This window comes from Pseudomonas thivervalensis (assembly GCF_001269655.1).
Classification (GTDB): Bacteria; Pseudomonadota; Gammaproteobacteria; order Pseudomonadales; family Pseudomonadaceae; genus Aquipseudomonas; species Aquipseudomonas thivervalensis.
In genome coordinates this window covers 95,646-111,495 of sequence record NZ_LHVE01000001.1, presented here as the reverse complement: position 1 = coordinate 111,495, position 15,850 = coordinate 95,646, and the positions used below count along the sequence as shown (strand labels likewise).

14 protein-coding genes are annotated in these 15,850 nt (G+C 62.1%); all 14 read right to left on the bottom strand.

Annotated features, from left to right (window positions below; translation table 11 throughout):
- Positions 1–110: 110 nt before the first annotated feature.
- The 14 genes from AD659_RS00395 to AD659_RS00330 all read right to left on the bottom strand — a co-directional run bounded on the left by AD659_RS00395 (position 111) and on the right by AD659_RS00330 (position 15,815).
- Complete coding sequence (locus AD659_RS00395) at positions 111–3,158, bottom strand: efflux RND transporter permease subunit (RefSeq protein WP_053117233.1); 3,048 nt, start codon at positions 3,156–3,158, stop codon at positions 111–113.
- Positions 3,155–4,219: an efflux RND transporter periplasmic adaptor subunit gene (locus tag AD659_RS00390; RefSeq protein ID WP_053117231.1), complete on the bottom strand. Its 1,065-nt coding sequence runs from the start codon at positions 4,217–4,219 to the stop codon at positions 3,155–3,157. The genes AD659_RS00395 and AD659_RS00390 overlap by 4 nt, the downstream gene beginning before the upstream one ends.
- On the bottom strand, positions 4,216–5,319 hold the full coding sequence (locus tag AD659_RS00385; RefSeq protein ID WP_053117229.1) for an efflux RND transporter periplasmic adaptor subunit: 1,104 nt from the start codon (positions 5,317–5,319) through the stop codon (positions 4,216–4,218). Before AD659_RS00385 ends, AD659_RS00390 begins: the two co-directional genes overlap by 4 nt.
- A gap of 517 nt (positions 5,320–5,836) precedes the next feature.
- Positions 5,837–6,718 carry a transporter substrate-binding domain-containing protein gene (locus AD659_RS00380; RefSeq protein WP_053117227.1) on the bottom strand — a complete coding sequence of 294 codons (882 nt, stop codon included), beginning with the start codon at positions 6,716–6,718 and terminating at the stop codon, positions 5,837–5,839.
- Positions 6,715–7,497 carry an amino acid ABC transporter ATP-binding protein gene (locus AD659_RS00375; protein ID WP_053117225.1) on the bottom strand — a complete coding sequence of 261 codons (783 nt, stop codon included), beginning with the start codon at positions 7,495–7,497 and terminating at the stop codon, positions 6,715–6,717. The genes AD659_RS00380 and AD659_RS00375 overlap by 4 nt, the downstream gene beginning before the upstream one ends.
- Positions 7,494–8,153 carry an amino acid ABC transporter permease gene (locus AD659_RS00370; RefSeq protein ID WP_053117223.1) on the bottom strand — a complete coding sequence of 220 codons (660 nt, stop codon included), beginning with the start codon at positions 8,151–8,153 and terminating at the stop codon, positions 7,494–7,496. The genes AD659_RS00375 and AD659_RS00370 overlap by 4 nt, the downstream gene beginning before the upstream one ends.
- Entirely contained in the window at positions 8,134–8,799 is a 666-nt protein-coding gene (locus AD659_RS00365) for an amino acid ABC transporter permease (RefSeq protein WP_053117221.1), read from the bottom strand. Before AD659_RS00365 ends, AD659_RS00370 begins: the two co-directional genes overlap by 20 nt.
- Positions 8,800–9,399: 600 nt before the next feature.
- Positions 9,400–10,182: a MetQ/NlpA family ABC transporter substrate-binding protein gene (locus tag AD659_RS00360; protein WP_053117219.1), complete on the bottom strand. Its 783-nt coding sequence runs from the start codon at positions 10,180–10,182 to the stop codon at positions 9,400–9,402.
- A gap of 279 nt (positions 10,183–10,461) precedes the next feature.
- The gene (locus AD659_RS00355) at positions 10,462–11,397 is read right to left on the bottom strand and encodes a sigma 54-interacting transcriptional regulator (protein WP_053117217.1); all 936 of its coding nucleotides are present in this window, start codon (positions 11,395–11,397) and stop codon (positions 10,462–10,464) included.
- 47 nt (positions 11,398–11,444) lie between these two features.
- Positions 11,445–12,026: an alpha/beta hydrolase gene (locus tag AD659_RS00350; RefSeq protein WP_053117215.1), complete on the bottom strand. Its 582-nt coding sequence runs from the start codon at positions 12,024–12,026 to the stop codon at positions 11,445–11,447.
- A gap of 127 nt (positions 12,027–12,153) precedes the next feature.
- A complete protein-coding gene (locus AD659_RS00345) occupies positions 12,154–12,399 on the bottom strand; it encodes a DUF2789 domain-containing protein (RefSeq protein ID WP_053117213.1) in 246 nt (81 codons plus the stop codon).
- Positions 12,400–12,573: 174 nt separating this feature from the next.
- Positions 12,574–13,515: a sulfotransferase family protein gene (locus AD659_RS00340; RefSeq protein WP_053117211.1), complete on the bottom strand. Its 942-nt coding sequence runs from the start codon at positions 13,513–13,515 to the stop codon at positions 12,574–12,576.
- Positions 13,503–14,288 carry an aspartyl/asparaginyl beta-hydroxylase domain-containing protein gene (locus AD659_RS00335; RefSeq protein WP_053117209.1) on the bottom strand — a complete coding sequence of 262 codons (786 nt, stop codon included), beginning with the start codon at positions 14,286–14,288 and terminating at the stop codon, positions 13,503–13,505. Before AD659_RS00335 ends, AD659_RS00340 begins: the two co-directional genes overlap by 13 nt.
- Positions 14,289–14,300: 12 nt before the next feature.
- Complete coding sequence (locus AD659_RS00330) at positions 14,301–15,815, bottom strand: TolC family protein (protein WP_053117207.1); 1,515 nt, start codon at positions 15,813–15,815, stop codon at positions 14,301–14,303.
- Between the last annotated feature and the right edge of the window lie 35 nt (positions 15,816–15,850).

Here is a 15,850-nt window from a genome sequence, read left to right as displayed (position 1 = left end):
GCAAGCTCGCTCCCACAGTTTTTGTTTTGTGCTGGCCGAAATATCCGCATCAACTTCGAATCCCAGCGGGAGCAAGCTCCCTCGCCACAAGGGCTGCACATGCAGCCGTGTCAATCACGCTTGGGCTCGCGGATCTTGTACCAGGCCACATACAGCGCCGGCAGGAACAGCAGCGTCAGCAGGGTGGCGATGATGATCCCGCCGATCATCGCGTAGGCCATCGGCCCCCAGAACACTTCCCGGGCAATCGGGATCATCCCCAGGCTCGCCGCAGCGGCCGTGAGCAGGATCGGTCGACGCCGGTGTTCGGTGGCCTCCACCACCGCATCCCAAGGCTCGTAGCCGTCACGTTCGTACTCATCGATCTGGGTCACCAGGATCACCGAGTTACGGATGATGATGCCAATCAACGCGAGAATCCCCAGGATCGCCACGAAGCCCATGGGCGTGCCCGTCGGCACCAGCGCCAGCACCACGCCGATCAACCCGAGGGGCGCGACGCTCGCCACCAGGAACAGTTTCTGCACGCTGTGCAACTGGATCATCAGGAAGGTTGCCATCAGGAACAGCATCAGCGGCACGACGCTGGCGATCGGCCCTTGGGCCTTGCTGCTCTCTTCCACCGTACCGCCCGTGGCCACCTTGTAGCCCACTGGCAGGCCGGCGGCGAACTTGTCGATGTCCGGTTGCAGCTGCTTGACCAGGTCGGTGGGCTGGATCTCGTCGCGCACCGCAGCCTTGATGGTGATGGTCGGCTTGCGGTCACGACGCCACACCAGTGGCTGTTCCAGTTCATAGCGCACCGTGGCAAACGCCAGCAACGGAATCGACGTACCGCCCGGGGTGACGATTTGCAGGTTCTGCAAGGTTTCCGGCGAACCGCGCTCGGCATCTTCGGCACGGCCAACCACGTTGACCAGGTAGATATCGTCGTTGACCTGGGTCACCGGCGAGCCGCTGACGATGCTGTTCATCAGCCTGGCCACATCATCGGACGACAAGCCCAACTGCCGCGCCTTGTCCTGGGCGATGTCGATACGCAGCACTTTGCCCGGCTCGTTCCAGTCGTAGATGATTTCGCCAATGTGCGAGTTCTTGTCCAGCTCGGTGGCCAGTTCGATCGCATGCTTGCGCACCTGGTCGATGTCCTTGCCGCTGACCCGGTACTGGATCGGCCGGCCCACCGGCGGGCCCATTTCCAGGGCCTGGACGTAGCTGCCAATGCCGACGAAATTCTCGCGCAGACGCTTTTGCAGACGCTCGGTCAGCGCGGTGCGCGACTCCAGGCCTTTGCTGACGATCACCAGTTGCGCGTAGTACGGGTTCTGCAGTTGTTGGTCCAGCGGCAGGTAGAAGCGAATCGCGCCTTCGCCGATGTAGGTGCTCCAGCGCGCGATGTCCGGGTCGTCCTTGAGGGTCGCTTCCAGGCGGTCGACGGCTTTGCGGGTCTCGTCCATCGAAGCGTTTTGCGGCAGGTTGAGGTCCACCAGGATTTCCGGTCGGTCCGAGGACGGGAAGAACTGGTTCTGCACGAAGCGCATGCAAAACACCGCCAGCACGAACAGCAGCACGGTGATGCCGATGGCCCACCAGCGGTTGCGCATCGCCCACAACAGGCCGCCGTTGAATGCCCGGCCGATCCGCCCCGGCTCGGCACTGTGGGGTTTGACGTTGGTGCTGAGGATGTGCACGCCGATCACCGGGGCAAACAGCACCGCGACGATCCACGACACCAGCATCGCCACGGCGATGACCGCGAACAAGGTGAAAGTGTACTCGCCAGCGGAACTCGCATTCAGGCCGATGGGGACGAAACCGGCCACGGTCACCAGGGTCCCGGTGAGCATCGGGAACGCCGTCGAGGTGTAGGCGAACGTCGCGGCCTGGTCCTTGCTGTCGCCTTTTTCCAGGCGCGTGACCATCATTTCCACGGTGATCATCGCGTCGTCCACCAGCAGGCCGAGGGCGATGATCAACGCGCCGAGGGAAATCCGCTGCATGGTGATGCCGCTGTATTCCATGAACAGGAAGACCATCGCCAGCACCAGCGGAATCGAGCAGGCCACCACCAGCCCGGCCCTGACGCCGAGGCTGACGAAGCTGACGAGCAGGACGATGATCACCGCCTCGAACAAGGCACTGGTGAAACCGCCGACCGCCTCCTCCACCACCTCGGCCTGGTCCGACACGGTGTGCACGCCAACGCCCACCGGCAAGTCGGCGGTCAGTTCGTTCATGCGCGCGTGCAGCGCCTTGCCGAAGTCCTGGATGTTGCCGCCCTTTTTCATTGCGATGGCGAGGCCGATGGCCGGCGTGCCGTTGAAGCGGAACATCGGTGTGGCGGGGTCGACGTAGCCGCGACGGATGTCGGCGATGTCGGCCAGTCGATAGAACCGGTCATTGAGCCGCAGGTTGACGTTGGCCAGGTCTTTTTCCGACTGGAACTGCCCGGACGTGCGCACGGAAATCCGCTCCGGCCCGGCATCGATCACCCCGGCTGGGGTTACGGCATTCTGCGATTGCAGGCTTTGCACCACCTGGCGCTGGTCGATCCCCAGGGCGGCGAGCTTGCGCGTGGAGAAATTCAGGTACAGCACTTCGTCCTGCTCGCCCACCATCTCGACCTTGCCCAGGCCCGGTACGTCACGGATCTCGGCGCGCACCTGCTCCACGTAGTCGCGCAACTGGCGCATCGACAGACCGTCGCCGGTGAAGGCGTACACCGAACCGTAGACATCGCCGAATTCGTCATTGAATCCGGGCCCTTGCAAGCCTTCGGGGAAGTCGCCACGGATGTCGTTGATCTTCTTGCGCACCTGGTACCAGATCTCGGGGATCTCCTTGGCCCCGGTGGTATCGCGCAAGTACACGAACACCGTCGACTCTCCCGGACGGGTATAACTTTTGACGTAGTCGAGGGAGTCGAGCTCTTCGAGTTTTTTCTCGATGCGGTCGGTGACCTGCCTGAGGGTTTCTTCCTGGGTCGCGCCTGGCCAGCGGGTCTGGATGATCATGGTCTTGATGGTGAACGACGGGTCTTCCTCGCGACCCAGGTTCATGTACGAAAACACGCCCATCAACAGGGCCACGAACATCAGGTACCAGACGAACGACTGATGCCGCAGGGCCCATTCGGATAAGTTGAAAGGCCCTTTCATCGTGCGTCCTCGTCGAGCTTCACTTTCTGTCCTGGCTGGAGACTGTTCACGCCGGCACTGACCACGCGGTCGCCAGCCTTGATGCCGTTGGCCACCAGTACCGAGCTGGCCGAACGTTCGAGAATCCGTACCTCACGGGGTGAGACGGTCTGGGTTTGCGGGTCGACCAGCCAGATGCGTGCCTTGCCATCGATCTCTTGCAACGCGCTGAGCGGCAGTTCGAGGCGCGGTTCGATGGTCGAGCTCAGGGTCACGCTGATGGCCGTGCCCAAGCGAAAACCTGGCGGTGTGTCGGTCAGCGTCAGGCGCGCGCGGCGGGTGCGGGTCGCGCTCTGGGCCTGGGGTTCAATCTCGCGGACGATGGCGGTGGTACGGATGCTCGGGTCCAATTGCGCGGCGACTTCGAACACCACGTCCGTGGGCAGCCGCTCGACCAGCCCGGCCGGCAGGTCGATCACCGCTTCCTTGATGTCCGGGCGGGCCAGGGTCACTACTTGCTGGCCGGCGGTGACTACTTGTCCGGCTTCGGCGTTCCAGGCGGTGACGACCGCGTCGTGGTCCGTGTGCAATTGGCTGTAGTTGAGCTGGTCGCGGGCCTGCTCCACCGCCGCCCGGGCCTGTTCGAGCGAGGCGCCGGTGGTTTTCAGGTCAGTCTGGGCGATGTCCAGTTGCGCCTGGGCACCCACGCCACGGTCGAACAATTGCTGCTGGCGACGGGCATTGGCCTGGGCATTGATGTACTGCGCCTCGATCCGCGCCAGATCGCCCTGGGCGGCGCGCAACTGGTTCTGCTGGTCGGTGGGGTCGAGCGTGGCGAGCAGGTCGCCCTTCTTCACTTCCGCGCCGACATCGACATTGCGGCTGGCAATGCGTCCGGGCACGCGAAAACCCACGTTGCTCTCGTAGCGCGCCTGGATATTCCCGGCGAACCGCCCGAGCGCCTGTTGGTCGAGGGCCCGGACTTCAACGGACAACACCGGGCGCACCGGTTCGGGCGGTGCTTCTTCCTTGGAGCAGGCGGCCAGCAAGAGGCCCGCCGAGACCATCCACACACGCTTCATGGCTGGGCTCCCGGGGTGGATTTTTCATAAGTGTTTTCAGCGATCTCGACGCGTACGCCGGGGTGCAGCAATTGCCCGCCGGCGGTGACGATTTTCTCGCCGCCCTTGAGGCCGTCGCTGATGATGACCTTGCCGGTCAGGTAGCGGCCGACCGTCACCGTTTGCAATTGCGCCTTGCCGTCGCCGTCCACCCGCCACACGGCCGGGTCACTGAGGTTCTTGGTCAGGGCCGACCAAGGCAGCTCGAAGGCGGTCTTGCCGGCGGACTTGGCCGTGGCGCTGACCACCGACCCCAGGCGCATGCCTTCGGGCAAGTCATTGAGGGTGACCTTGACCTGCACGGTGCCGGTCTGGGCAGACACCGCCGGGGTGATCTCGCGCACCGTGCCGGTGGTCTTGATGGCGGGGTTGTCCAGCAGACTGATGGTGATGGCAGGGTCCGACGGCGGTTCGCTCAACAACGATTCATAGATATTGAACACCGCGTCGCGCTCGCCGTCCCGGGCCAGGCTGAAGATCGGCTCCGTGGCCTGCACCACCTGGCCGACTTCCGCCTGGCGCGCCGTGATGATGCCCGGCGCTTCGGCAATCAGCGCGGTGTAGCTCAGTTGCTCACGGGCGTTGGCCAGTTGGGCCTGGGCGGCGGTCAGCGCACTCTGGCTGCTGCGCAGTTGGGCCTGGGCCGTGTCGTATTCGCTCTGACTGGTGTAGCCCTTGGGCAGGAGTTTCTGCTGGCGCACGAATGCCGCCGCACTCTGCTTGACCCGCGCCTGCTCGGCGGCGACCTGGGCCTCGGCGGAGTCGACGTTGGTCTGCAGGTCCCGGGGATCGAGCCGGGCCAGCACTTGTCGGGCCGAGACCCGGTCACCGACATCCACCTTGCGTTCGATGATCTTGCCACCGACGCGAAACGACAGATCGGCCTGCACTCGCGCCTGGATATCGCCGGTCAGGGTCACCGAGGCGGCGTATTCGCTGGGCACGGCCTGCTGCACGAAAACCCGTGGCAGGGCCTTTTCTTCGGGCTTCTTGTCACCGCACCCCGTCAACAACGCACACACGCCCAAGCCAACAATCAATTTGATTCCGGGACCAGCCATGCAGACTCCTTTGCGTTGTACGGACGTACCAGTGACGATACGACTGTGAGCTTAGAACAGGGTTCCACGAATACAATGGGTGCAGCAAATCAGGCGAACTGATCGCCTCCTGTAGGAGCTGTCGAGCGAAGCGAGGCTGCGATCTTTTGTTCTTTCGCTTGAGATTCAATTGGGCTCGGAAAGATCGCAGCCTCGCTGCGCTCGACAGCTCCTACGAACCCAAGCAGCAGGAGTCTGCCCATGCTCAAGACATTGGCGGTGGCCAACTACCGATCCATCAATAAATTGGTCATCCCCTGGGCCGGCTGAACCTGATCACCGGCCGGCGTGGCATTGGCCGGACTAGCCAGTGTCCCTGTGGCGAGGGAGCTTGCTCCCGCTCGGCTGCGCAGCAGTCGCAAAAGCGGCTAATGCGGTCAGCCAGCAGGAATGCTGGGGCCTGCTTCGCAGGCCAGCGGGAGCAAGCTCCCTCGCCACAGGATTATAGGTTGCCTGCTGGATCACATTCTTCAGCCCATCACCCCTGCCACTTGCCCCCCTCGACAATCACACTCTCAGGTTTGGTGTCATCGCCCAGTTCCTTGCGCACATATTGGTCGTACAGCTTGAGCAGGTACTTCTCTTCACCCAGCTTCGCCAGCTCGGCATTGACCCAGTCACGCAGCTCGAGATTGCCCTTCTTCACCGCCGGTGCGATCGGTGCTTCGGCGCCCAGCGTCTGCTCCAGCACGCGATAGCCGGGGTTCTGCTTGGCCCAACTGAACAGCACCAAGTTGTCCTGGGCATAGGCGTCACCACGACCGTTGGCCAGCGCTTGCAAGGACTCGGAATTTTTCTCGAACTTGAGCAGCTTCCAATCCGGGTGATTCTTGGTCAGCCAGATGTCCGCCGTGGTGCCGGTGGTCACGATAATAGTGCGGCTCGCCAGGTCATCGAGGCTTTTCACCGCGCTGGCTTGCGGCACCAGCGCCTGCACCGCGACTTTCAGGTTCGGGTTGGTGAACTCCACCGCCTCCTTGCGCTCCGGGGTCACGGTCATGTTGGCGAGGATCAGGTCGACCTTGTCGCTCTGTAGGAATGGAATCCGGCTCGCCGGTTCGACCGCGACGAACTCGACCTTGTTTTCATCGCCCAGCAGGTCCTTGGCGAATCGACGGCCGATGTCGGTATCGAAGCCGACATATCGTCCCGCCTCATCGACGAAACCAAACGGCGGCTTGTCGGTGAAGACGCCGACAATCAATTTGTCCCGCGCCTTGATTTTGTCCAGGTAGCTGGCCGGCGCGGTGCCTTGGCTGGCGACGTTCGGCTTCGGCGGTTCTTCGGTTTTATTGCAGCCGGCCAGCAGGAAGGCGGCGAGCAATGGCAGTAGCAGCAGAGAAGACTTGGCAGTTTTCATGACAGTTCCAGTTCCTTTGTTTGAGTCGTTTTGGGTAGTGCGGCGACGTAGGAGAACTTCTCCAGGAACTGCTGCGCGCGTGCGGTTTGCGGGTTCGTAAAGAAAATCTCGGGAGGGTTCTGTTCAAGGATTCGCCCGGCGTCCATGAATACGATGCGGTCAGCCACGGCGCGGGCGAAGGCCATTTCGTGGGTGACGATCAACAGCGTCATGCCTTCGCGGGCCAAGCCCTGGATGACTTCCAGCACCTCCTTGACCATTTCCGGATCGAGGGCGGCGGTGACCTCATCGAACAACATGACCTTGGGGTTCATGCACAGCGAACGCACGATGGCGATACGTTGCTGCTGGCCGCCGGAGAGCTGGCGTGGAAAAGCGTCGCGCTTGTCCAGCAGGCCCACACGGGCCAGCAAGGCTTCGGCCTGGCCGCGCGCTTCGTGGCGGTCGCGTTTTTGCACTTTGACCGGACCGAGCAGCAGGTTATCGAGCACGCTCATGTGCGGGAACAGGTGGTAGCTCTGGAACACCATGCCGATCTGCTGCCGCACTTCGCGCCAGTCGGTGCCCTTGTCCAGCAACTCGCGGCCGGCGAATCTCAAGCGGCCGCTGTGGGCCACTTCCAACCCATTGAGGCAACGCAGCAAGGTACTTTTGCCGCAACCACTGGGGCCGAGGATGACGATCACTTCGCCTGTCTTCACTTGCAGGTCGATGCCGTCCAGCACCTGCTGCTCGCCGAAAAACTTGTTGAAACCCTTGAACTCGATCAATGCGCTCATGCTTGCGTCCAACGCCGCTCCAGCACGCGGGAGGCGGCCGAGAGCGGGTAGCAGATGAAAAAGAAAAACAGGAACAGCGCGCCGTAGATCAGCACGGATTCGTAGGTGCGCTCGATGATCTGCTGGCCGACCTTGATCACATCCACCACGCCAATCAGCACCGCCAGCGAGCTGGTCTTGATAATGCGCGTGTAGACGTTGATGGTCGGCGGTGTCATGCGTCTCAGTGCTTGCGGTAACAGCACATGACCGTAGAGTTGCGGACCGTTCAACCCAATCGACAACCCCGCCTCCCGTTGACCGCGCGGCAACGAACGCAATGCGCCGCGCACCACTTCGCCGACTTCACTGGCGCCCCACAGCGACAACACCAGGACCGCGCACCAGAAGCTTGGAAGGCTCAGGCCAAAAAAGATCGGCAGGCCGAAGAACAGCAGGTACAACCAGACCAGCACCGGAATCGCCCGGAACAGCTCCAGGTAGACCCGCAGGACGGCGTCCAACCACTTCACACCCAACGTACGCAACACACCGTAGAGCACGCCGCCGACGGTGCTGATGGCGATGCTCAGGAAGGAAATCGACAGGGTTTGCGCCGCGCCCTTGCCCAGTTGCGGCAACGACACCCAGAGCAACTCAAGACCCGAACTGGCCATGCTGGAGCCTCCTTTCCAGGCGGCTGAGCAACAGCGACAGCGGCAAGAACAGCAGCACGCAAATCAGCGTCAGCACGGCGAGCATTTCATAGGTCTTGTAGTAGAGCGCGATGTAGCTTTTGGTGGTGTAGAGAATCTCCGGCACCGCCACGGCCGAGACCACGGTGGTCTCCTTCAACAGGAAAATGAAGTTGGCGAACAGCGACGGCAGGCTGAGGATGCCGGCCTGCGGCAGGATCACGTAGCGCAGCAATTGCCCGTGGGACAGCCCGATGGAGCGACCGGATTCCAATTGCGCCTGGGGCACCGCGTCCACCCCCGCGCGCAGCACTTCCGTGAGGTAGGCGCCGCCCAGGAACGTCATGGTGATGATCGCTGCCGCAAACCCCGACACCTTGATGCCCAGCGCCGGCAAGGCGAAGTAGACGAAGAACAACTGGATGAGCAGCGGCGTGTTGCGGGCCAGCTCCACGTACAGCCCCACCAGGCGTTGCAGGTAAGGCGTGCGCAGCACAAGGATCGTCGCGTTGAACAGCGCCACCAGCAGCGACGTGGCGATGGCGATAAGGCCGACCTGCAACGTCACGCCCACGGCCTTGAGAAACGCCGGGAGGGTGTTGAGGATAAAAGCGTAATCGAAGTTCATTGAACATCCTGGACGCCGCTCGATAAGCGGCGGTCATGCGGTCCATGGGCAGCGGATAGCTACTCGGCAAGCACGACTTTAATGGCATAAGAACTGGAATTTAAATACCGTTAAAGCATATTGATATCACGCAAAAAACTATTCACTCGGATTTGCCGGGAAGGTCAAAGACGACTATTTTCCTTGCGCCGCAGGGAGGATCTTTCGCGACATCCTCCTCACCATTACAAGGAAGAAAACATGGCTGACATAAAAGTGCCGCAGCGAATGGAACCGCAGGAAATCGTGAAATTGTTGGTGGCGTTGCGTAGGGCATTGAAGAGCGGGGTGGCCTGATTTGCGCCTTTGATCTGTGACCTGTAGGAGCTGTGTAGGAGCTGACGAGTGCAGCGAGGCTGCGATCCTTCCAAAGACACTTGAATCTCAAGCGAAAGATCAAAAGATCGCAGGCTTCGCCAGCTCCTACAGAGCCGAGCGGGAGCAAGCTCCCTCGCCACAGGTAATCCTGTTCCTGACCCAAGCAATCCTTCGAGCACAAAAAAACGCCGACGCTGTATCAGCCGTCGGCGTTTGAAACCGTAAAAGGGATTACCTCGCGAATCAGAACGCCGGCAGTACCGCGCCGCTGTATTTCTTCTCGATGAACGCCTTCACTTCAGGGCTGGTCAGGGCCTTGGCCAGCTTCTGGATGGCCGGGCTGTCCTTGTTGTCCGGACGGGCCACCAGGAAGTTGACGTAAGGCGAATCCGCGCCTTCGATCACCAGGGCATCCTTGGCCGGGTTAAGACCCGCTTCCAGGGCATAGTTGGTGTTGATCAGGTCCAGGTCGACCTGGTCCAGCACCCGCGGCAGCATGGCCGATTCCAGTTCCTTGAACTTGAAGTTATGCGGGTTCTTGGCGATATCTTTCGGGGTCGCCAACGCGTTTTTCGGATCCTTCAACTCGATCAGCCCAGCCTTCTGCAACAGGATCAGCGCACGGCCGCTGTTGCTGCCTTCGTTGGGCAGCGCGATAGTCGCGCCGTTTGGCAGGTCAGCCAGCTTCTTGTACTTCTTCGAGTAGCCGCCGAACGGTTCGACGTGAACACCGATCACGGTCACCAGGTTCGTGCCTTTGCCTTCGTTGAAGTTAGTCAGGTACGGCAGGGTCTGGAAGTAGTTGGCGTCCAGGCGCTTCTGGTCAACCTGTACGTTGGGTTGGACATAGTCGGTGAAAACCTTGATTTCCAGGTCCACGCCTTCCTTGGCCAGGGCCGGCTTGATCAGCTCGAGGATTTCAGCGTGGGGCACTGGCGTAGCGGCCACGACCAGTTTCTCTGCGGCCTGGGCCAGGCCCGACGCCAGGGCTGCCGCCAATGCGGTGAACAACAGAACCTTTTTCATGCAGTGTCCTTATCGAAAATCACAGTCGTCATGGACGACGGCTAAATGTGGTGTGCCAGTGAAGTGCTATCGCTGGCGTGATGCGGACAATACCGATATTTTTTATTCCTTAACAATATCTTTTATTCAAGTTCATATTCATTTTACTCATATATAAAAACACCGCCTTTTGTGGCGAGGGAGCTTGCTCCCGCTGAGCCGCGCAGCGGATCCAAGATTTTTGCGGTCGCTGCGCAACCGAGCGGGAGCAAGCTCCCTCGCCACAGTGGGTGTCCAGGCCTACGGTATTTGGTCCAGTCGATTGAGCAGCGCCTTGAGGGCTGTGCGCTCGGCGTCCGAGCCCCGGGCGATGACCTGCGCCACCTGCCGGTCAATCAGCTCCAGGGCTGAAGGCTGGGCCGGCAGATTCAAATGCTCCGGCAAAATTTCATCCCCCGTGCTCACCAGCAACGCGAAGTGGATGACGTTTTCCAGTTCGCGGGTATTCCCCGGCCAACTGTGCTGTTCGAGGGCATGTTGCGCCGCTTCACTGATCAGCGGCACGGCCAGGCCGAGTCGCTGGCTGTAGATGCCCAGGAAATATTCGGCCAGGGACAGGATATCGCCCACTCGTTCGCGCAGGGCCGGCAGTTCGAGCCGGCCTTCGCCCAGGTAGTGGTAGAGCCGTTCGTGGAATTTCCCGGCCGCCACCGCTTGCGCCAGGTCGATGCTGGTGGCCGCGACCAGGCGGACATCCACCGGGCTGGGCTGATGGGCACCCACTCGGGTGACTTCATGGTTTTCCAGCGCAGCCAGCAATTTGATCTGGATCGGCAGCGGCAAATCGCCGATTTCATCCAGGTAAAGGGTGCCGCCGTTGGCCGAACCGAACCAACCGGCCCGGCTGCTGGCCGAACCGCCGTAGCTGCCGGCGGCATAGCCGAACAGTTCAGCGTCGGCGTAGGTCGGGCTGATGGCGCCGCAGTTGACCGACACAAACAACCCACCGCGATCGCTTTCGCGATGGATATGCCGGGCCAGCAATTCCTTGCCGCTACCGGTTTCGCCGCGTATCAGCACCGAAATCGCCCGGGGCGCCAGTTGCTCCAATTCCTGGCGCAACTGCCGCGAACGAGGGTCGACGAATACCAGCGCCTTGGCGCGAATGCTCAGGGGACTTTTTTCCGCATCGGGAAAGGTCAGCAAGGGCTGACCGAAGGTTTCATGCAAACTCATGGCAGGCTCCCGCCCCAGACCGCCGGGAGACGGGGGGCGCTAAAAATTCAGGCGCGACGCAGGGCGTGATGCTCCATGCGGTTTTGCAGACGGTAGAGATAAGCGAAACCCTGCTCCCAACGCTGGTGGCCGGACTTCACATTGATATGCCCCGCCCCTGACAGGATCCCGGCCTCGGCCCCCCAGTTGCGGGCCAACTCCAAGGCGCGCGGAGCGCTCACGGCGGCGTCGTTGTCGGAGCTGACCACTTGGCTTGGGAACGGCAATAGATCATTGGGAATCGGCGCGAAGTTGCGCAGTGCCGGGACGCAGGCCGGCCGCTCGACATCCGCCGGTGCCACCAGCAACGCCCCGCGCACCTGCCGCAGGAACTGCACCGGCGCGGTGGCCGCCCAATGGGCCACCGTGATGCAGCCCAGGCTATGGGCGATCAGGATGACCGGTGTGCTGTCAGCGGCCACGGCCTCGGCCAACGCCGCGACCCAGTCCTCACGCCGTGGCGTCACCCAATCGGCCTGCTCGACCCGGGCACTGTTGGGCAGGCTGTTCTGCCAGTGGGTTTGCCAATGATTTTCCGGCGATCCTTGCCAGCCCGGCACAATCAGGTAGCGAATCGATTCGTTGCGCATGGGTGCTCTCCTGCGTGTCTGTTCCCGGACGAGTATAGGGAGGAGAGCTATATTACTTAAGGAATAAGAAGCTATTTGTTAATAACTAAAACAAATAACCAATCAACCCTCAGGTATTGCGTCGGTCTCACTCGCTACGCCCCTTGCGCAACAACACATCCAACTGATCCACCACCACCGCCCAATCTGCATCCTCAAGGATTTCCTCGCGCAGCATATCCCGCTGGCCCTCATTCCAGAAAAACGCATCGGACAGGTGCAGGTCGGGTTTGAGCGGTGAATGGCTGGCAATGAATTGATCGATGCTGACGGCGTCGTCAGGCAGGCCGAGTTGTTTGAACAAGGCGGGAAGCGTATGGATCGGGGTTTCCATGTCGGACTCCTGAGCATGAATGGATGACTGGGTTCTATTCATGCAGTCTAGTCCCTTGGAGCCGAGCACACTGTGGCGAGGGAGCTTGCTCCCGCTCGGTTGCGCAGCAACCGCAAAAAGCTTGGGGCCGCTGCGCAGCCCAGCGGGAGCAAGCTCCCTCGCCACAAAAGCGTGTTACAGCGGCAGTGACTTCAACGCCTCGTAAGGCCCCTGCGCCCAGTGCAACACCCGCTCACGCAACAACGCCGAAGCCTCCCGGCGCTTGTCCTCGCTATCGCCAACAAACACCTGCGCCGGCTGCTTGGCGTGCTGCCCCACCGCCGCGAACACCCGCTTGCACTGCCGATCATCGAGGCCGAAAAACGTCGCCAGCCTACCCGTCATCGCCTCGGGCAGCTCGGTGTAGTTGACCGCCATCCCAGCCGATGCCCGGCAGTGTTCCAAGCCCGTCGCCAACAACCGCCCCACCCGACGCGGGATGAAATCTTCCTGGCTGGCGAACGGCAACCCATCGTCCAGGACCGTTGCCCCGATCATCCCCGGCACCATGTGCATGCCGGGACGGCGCAGGTGGGAGACGGCGATTTCCAAGGGGTCGCGATAGACAAACAGCCAGGGCGTGTCGGGAAAGCACTCACGCAACAGCGCCAGCTCACCGATGTTCCAGGCGTCGAGCTTGACCACCAGGCGTCGCTCCACGCCTCGACGGCGCTGCCCATAGGCCGACAGCAAGCCCTTGAGCGCCACGCACCGTTCGGCGGGCGGCAGATCACCGCGCAGCAACGCATCCAGGGGTGGCGGTTCCGAGATGACGATGTGGTCGTCCAATTGGGCGAGCATCTGGCTGATCAAGGTCGAACCGCAACGGGAGGCATGGAAAATGAACGCACTGGGCCCAAGGCCCGGGCTTTGCCGTTGCCACAGACCCAGAGCGTCCAAGGGCGTCTGGCGGCGGAATGCCTGGTTGAAGGGCAGGCGCAGCGCGTGTTCCACGGCGTCGCCAAAAAATGGCTGCCGCAGTTGCGCGTCACCAAACCAGCACCAATCGACCCGCCACTGCCCGGCCTCTTGCCATAGGCGGATCGGCAGCCAACCGTGCAGATTCAGGTTTTCCACTGCTCTCTCCACTGCCGGCGACCGTTGCGCATAGTGGCTCGCAATTCTTCCCGGGTGAAATGAAACCCTCGTTCGGCTCCCAGCGCTAGCGCCGACGCAATGAAAGCGTCGAGGTCAGGCAGGCTCTGCAAGGTCCGGGTGAGGTCAGGATCGGTTTCGACGCGCTGCTGGAACCGAGCGAAGTCGCTTTGCCTGGCACGCGCGACGGGTGTAGTGGGCAGCCCATCGGCAATCTGCTGGACCAGCCACGGCCCGGGGCGACAATCGAGTACCAGGTGAACCCGCGAATGAGCACTTCGGTTAACCACTCGATGAGGCCGCGCCAAGTCGAGAAACCAGCATTCGCCGGCCGTCATCGGAATGATTTGTCCATCCAGGAAAAAATCCACGTCAGGGGGGCTGAGCAGGGGAACGTGCAGGCGCAGGTCGGCGTCCGGCCCACCCAGGTCATAGTCGCGATGCTCGTGGATGCACCCGCCCGGCCCTAGCCGCAGCAGCCGGGCCGAGACGATCTCCACCGGCCAGTTGCGCAACGCCTCATGCCAGCGACCGTCCGTTGTCCAAGGCGCGCGATGCACGGGCTGACCGCGCCCCGGCGACAGTTCGGTAACCGCATCGGTCGCCGAAATCAGCGCCACGCCGCTCCAGTCGCCGCTGTGATAGGCACTGTTGAAATGCCCCTGCCAGCGCGCGTCTTCAATGGCCGCCAGCGCCTGCAACAGCAGCGGCAGGTTCACCGCCACCGGCAGTCGGGAAAACGCCGGGCGCGTCATGCCAGCGCCCGGTTACTGAGTCACCGGGGCAGGCTGGGGCAGCGTGATATCGCCCTGGGCCCAGGCCGCTTCGCGGTTGGCCAGCGCCGTGGCAATCGACTGGACTTCGGTCGATTGCACTTCATTCGGCAGCGGGTCGAGGCCGGCGCTGGCGAAGATCTGCCCATAGGCGTTGCGCAGGTCGGCGTAGGCCAGGTCCCGACGCAGATCGGCCTGCAGAGTGTTCAGTTCACCCTGGATCAGGTCCAGCTCACCGATGCCGGCAGCCTGGTGACGACTGCGCAGTTGACCGACAATCTGCCCATCGATGTCCGACAGTTGCTGGCTGGTCTTGAACTGGCGCAGGGCTTCGCGATAATTCGCGTTGGCCACGTACAGTTGCGCCAGCACGGCAATCGACATCGCCTGGCGACGCGCCGACGCCACTTCTTCACCGGCCTTGGCCACGTCGATGGCCGCCGGGGCGGAGATCACGTTGAACAGGTTCCAGGTGACTTTCACGCCATAGTCAGCCCAGCCCTGCTCCACCAGGAACGAGTTGCTGTCGTAATGCCCGCCGGCGGAAAACTCCAGCCCCGGCAGCAGGCGCAACATGGCCTTGCGGGTTTCGGCGGCGGTGATGCGGGTCTGGTAATCCTGCTCGCGCAGTTCCGGACGGCTGGCCAGGGCTTCCTGTTCGAGACGGGCCAGGTCGACCTTGAGCTCCGGGATGGTGTATTCATCCTGGGTCGCCAGCGTCAGCTCGGTGCCCAGGGGCAAGTTGATCAGGGTTGCCAGTTCGGTCTTGGCCAGGGACAGCGCCCGGCGTTGCTCTTCCAGCTGGCGAGTGGCCTGGATCAGTGAACGCTGGTAACCCAGGGCCTGTACCGGATCGCCGATGCGCTGTTCGCTCATGCTCTGGCTGTTGTCGCGTGCGGCCTCGACCCGGGCCATCAGGCTGTCGATCTGCTTGAGCAGGCGTTCGGCGGCCATGGCCCGCCAATAGGCCGAACGCACGTCCTGGACGATAGTGTTGATCACCTTGCGTCGGCGCTCCTGCACGATCAAGCGCTGGTCCCCGGCCTGCTTGGCGCTGATGTAGCTGACGCCGAAATCGAGCACGTTCCAGACCATGGTCAGGTCCGCCACCTCGCGGTCACGATCCTGGGAGGTCGACGGTTCCAGGGACTGGGTACCGGTTTCCACACTCTGGCTGCTGGAGGCATTGACGTTGTTACGGCCCACATACCCGGCGTCCAGGGCCATGCGCGGCAGCATGTCGAAACTGGCCAGGTCCAACTGACGCTTGGCCAGAGCCTCCTCCATGATCTTCAAGCGCCCTTCGAGGTTGTACTTCACCGCCCGGGCCATGGCCTGGTGCAGGGTCAGTGGACCACTCAGCGGCTCCTGATCCTTGTACATGTTCTGCAGGTCGGTTCGAGCGCGCTGTTCGCTGACGCTGCGCTCGATCGGATCGCTGGTGACCGCACATCCACTCACCACCAACGCCAGCACACTCATACCGAATAACTTCTGACTTCTATTCATTCCCTGGACTGCCCCTGACTGCCCCAATATTTTTA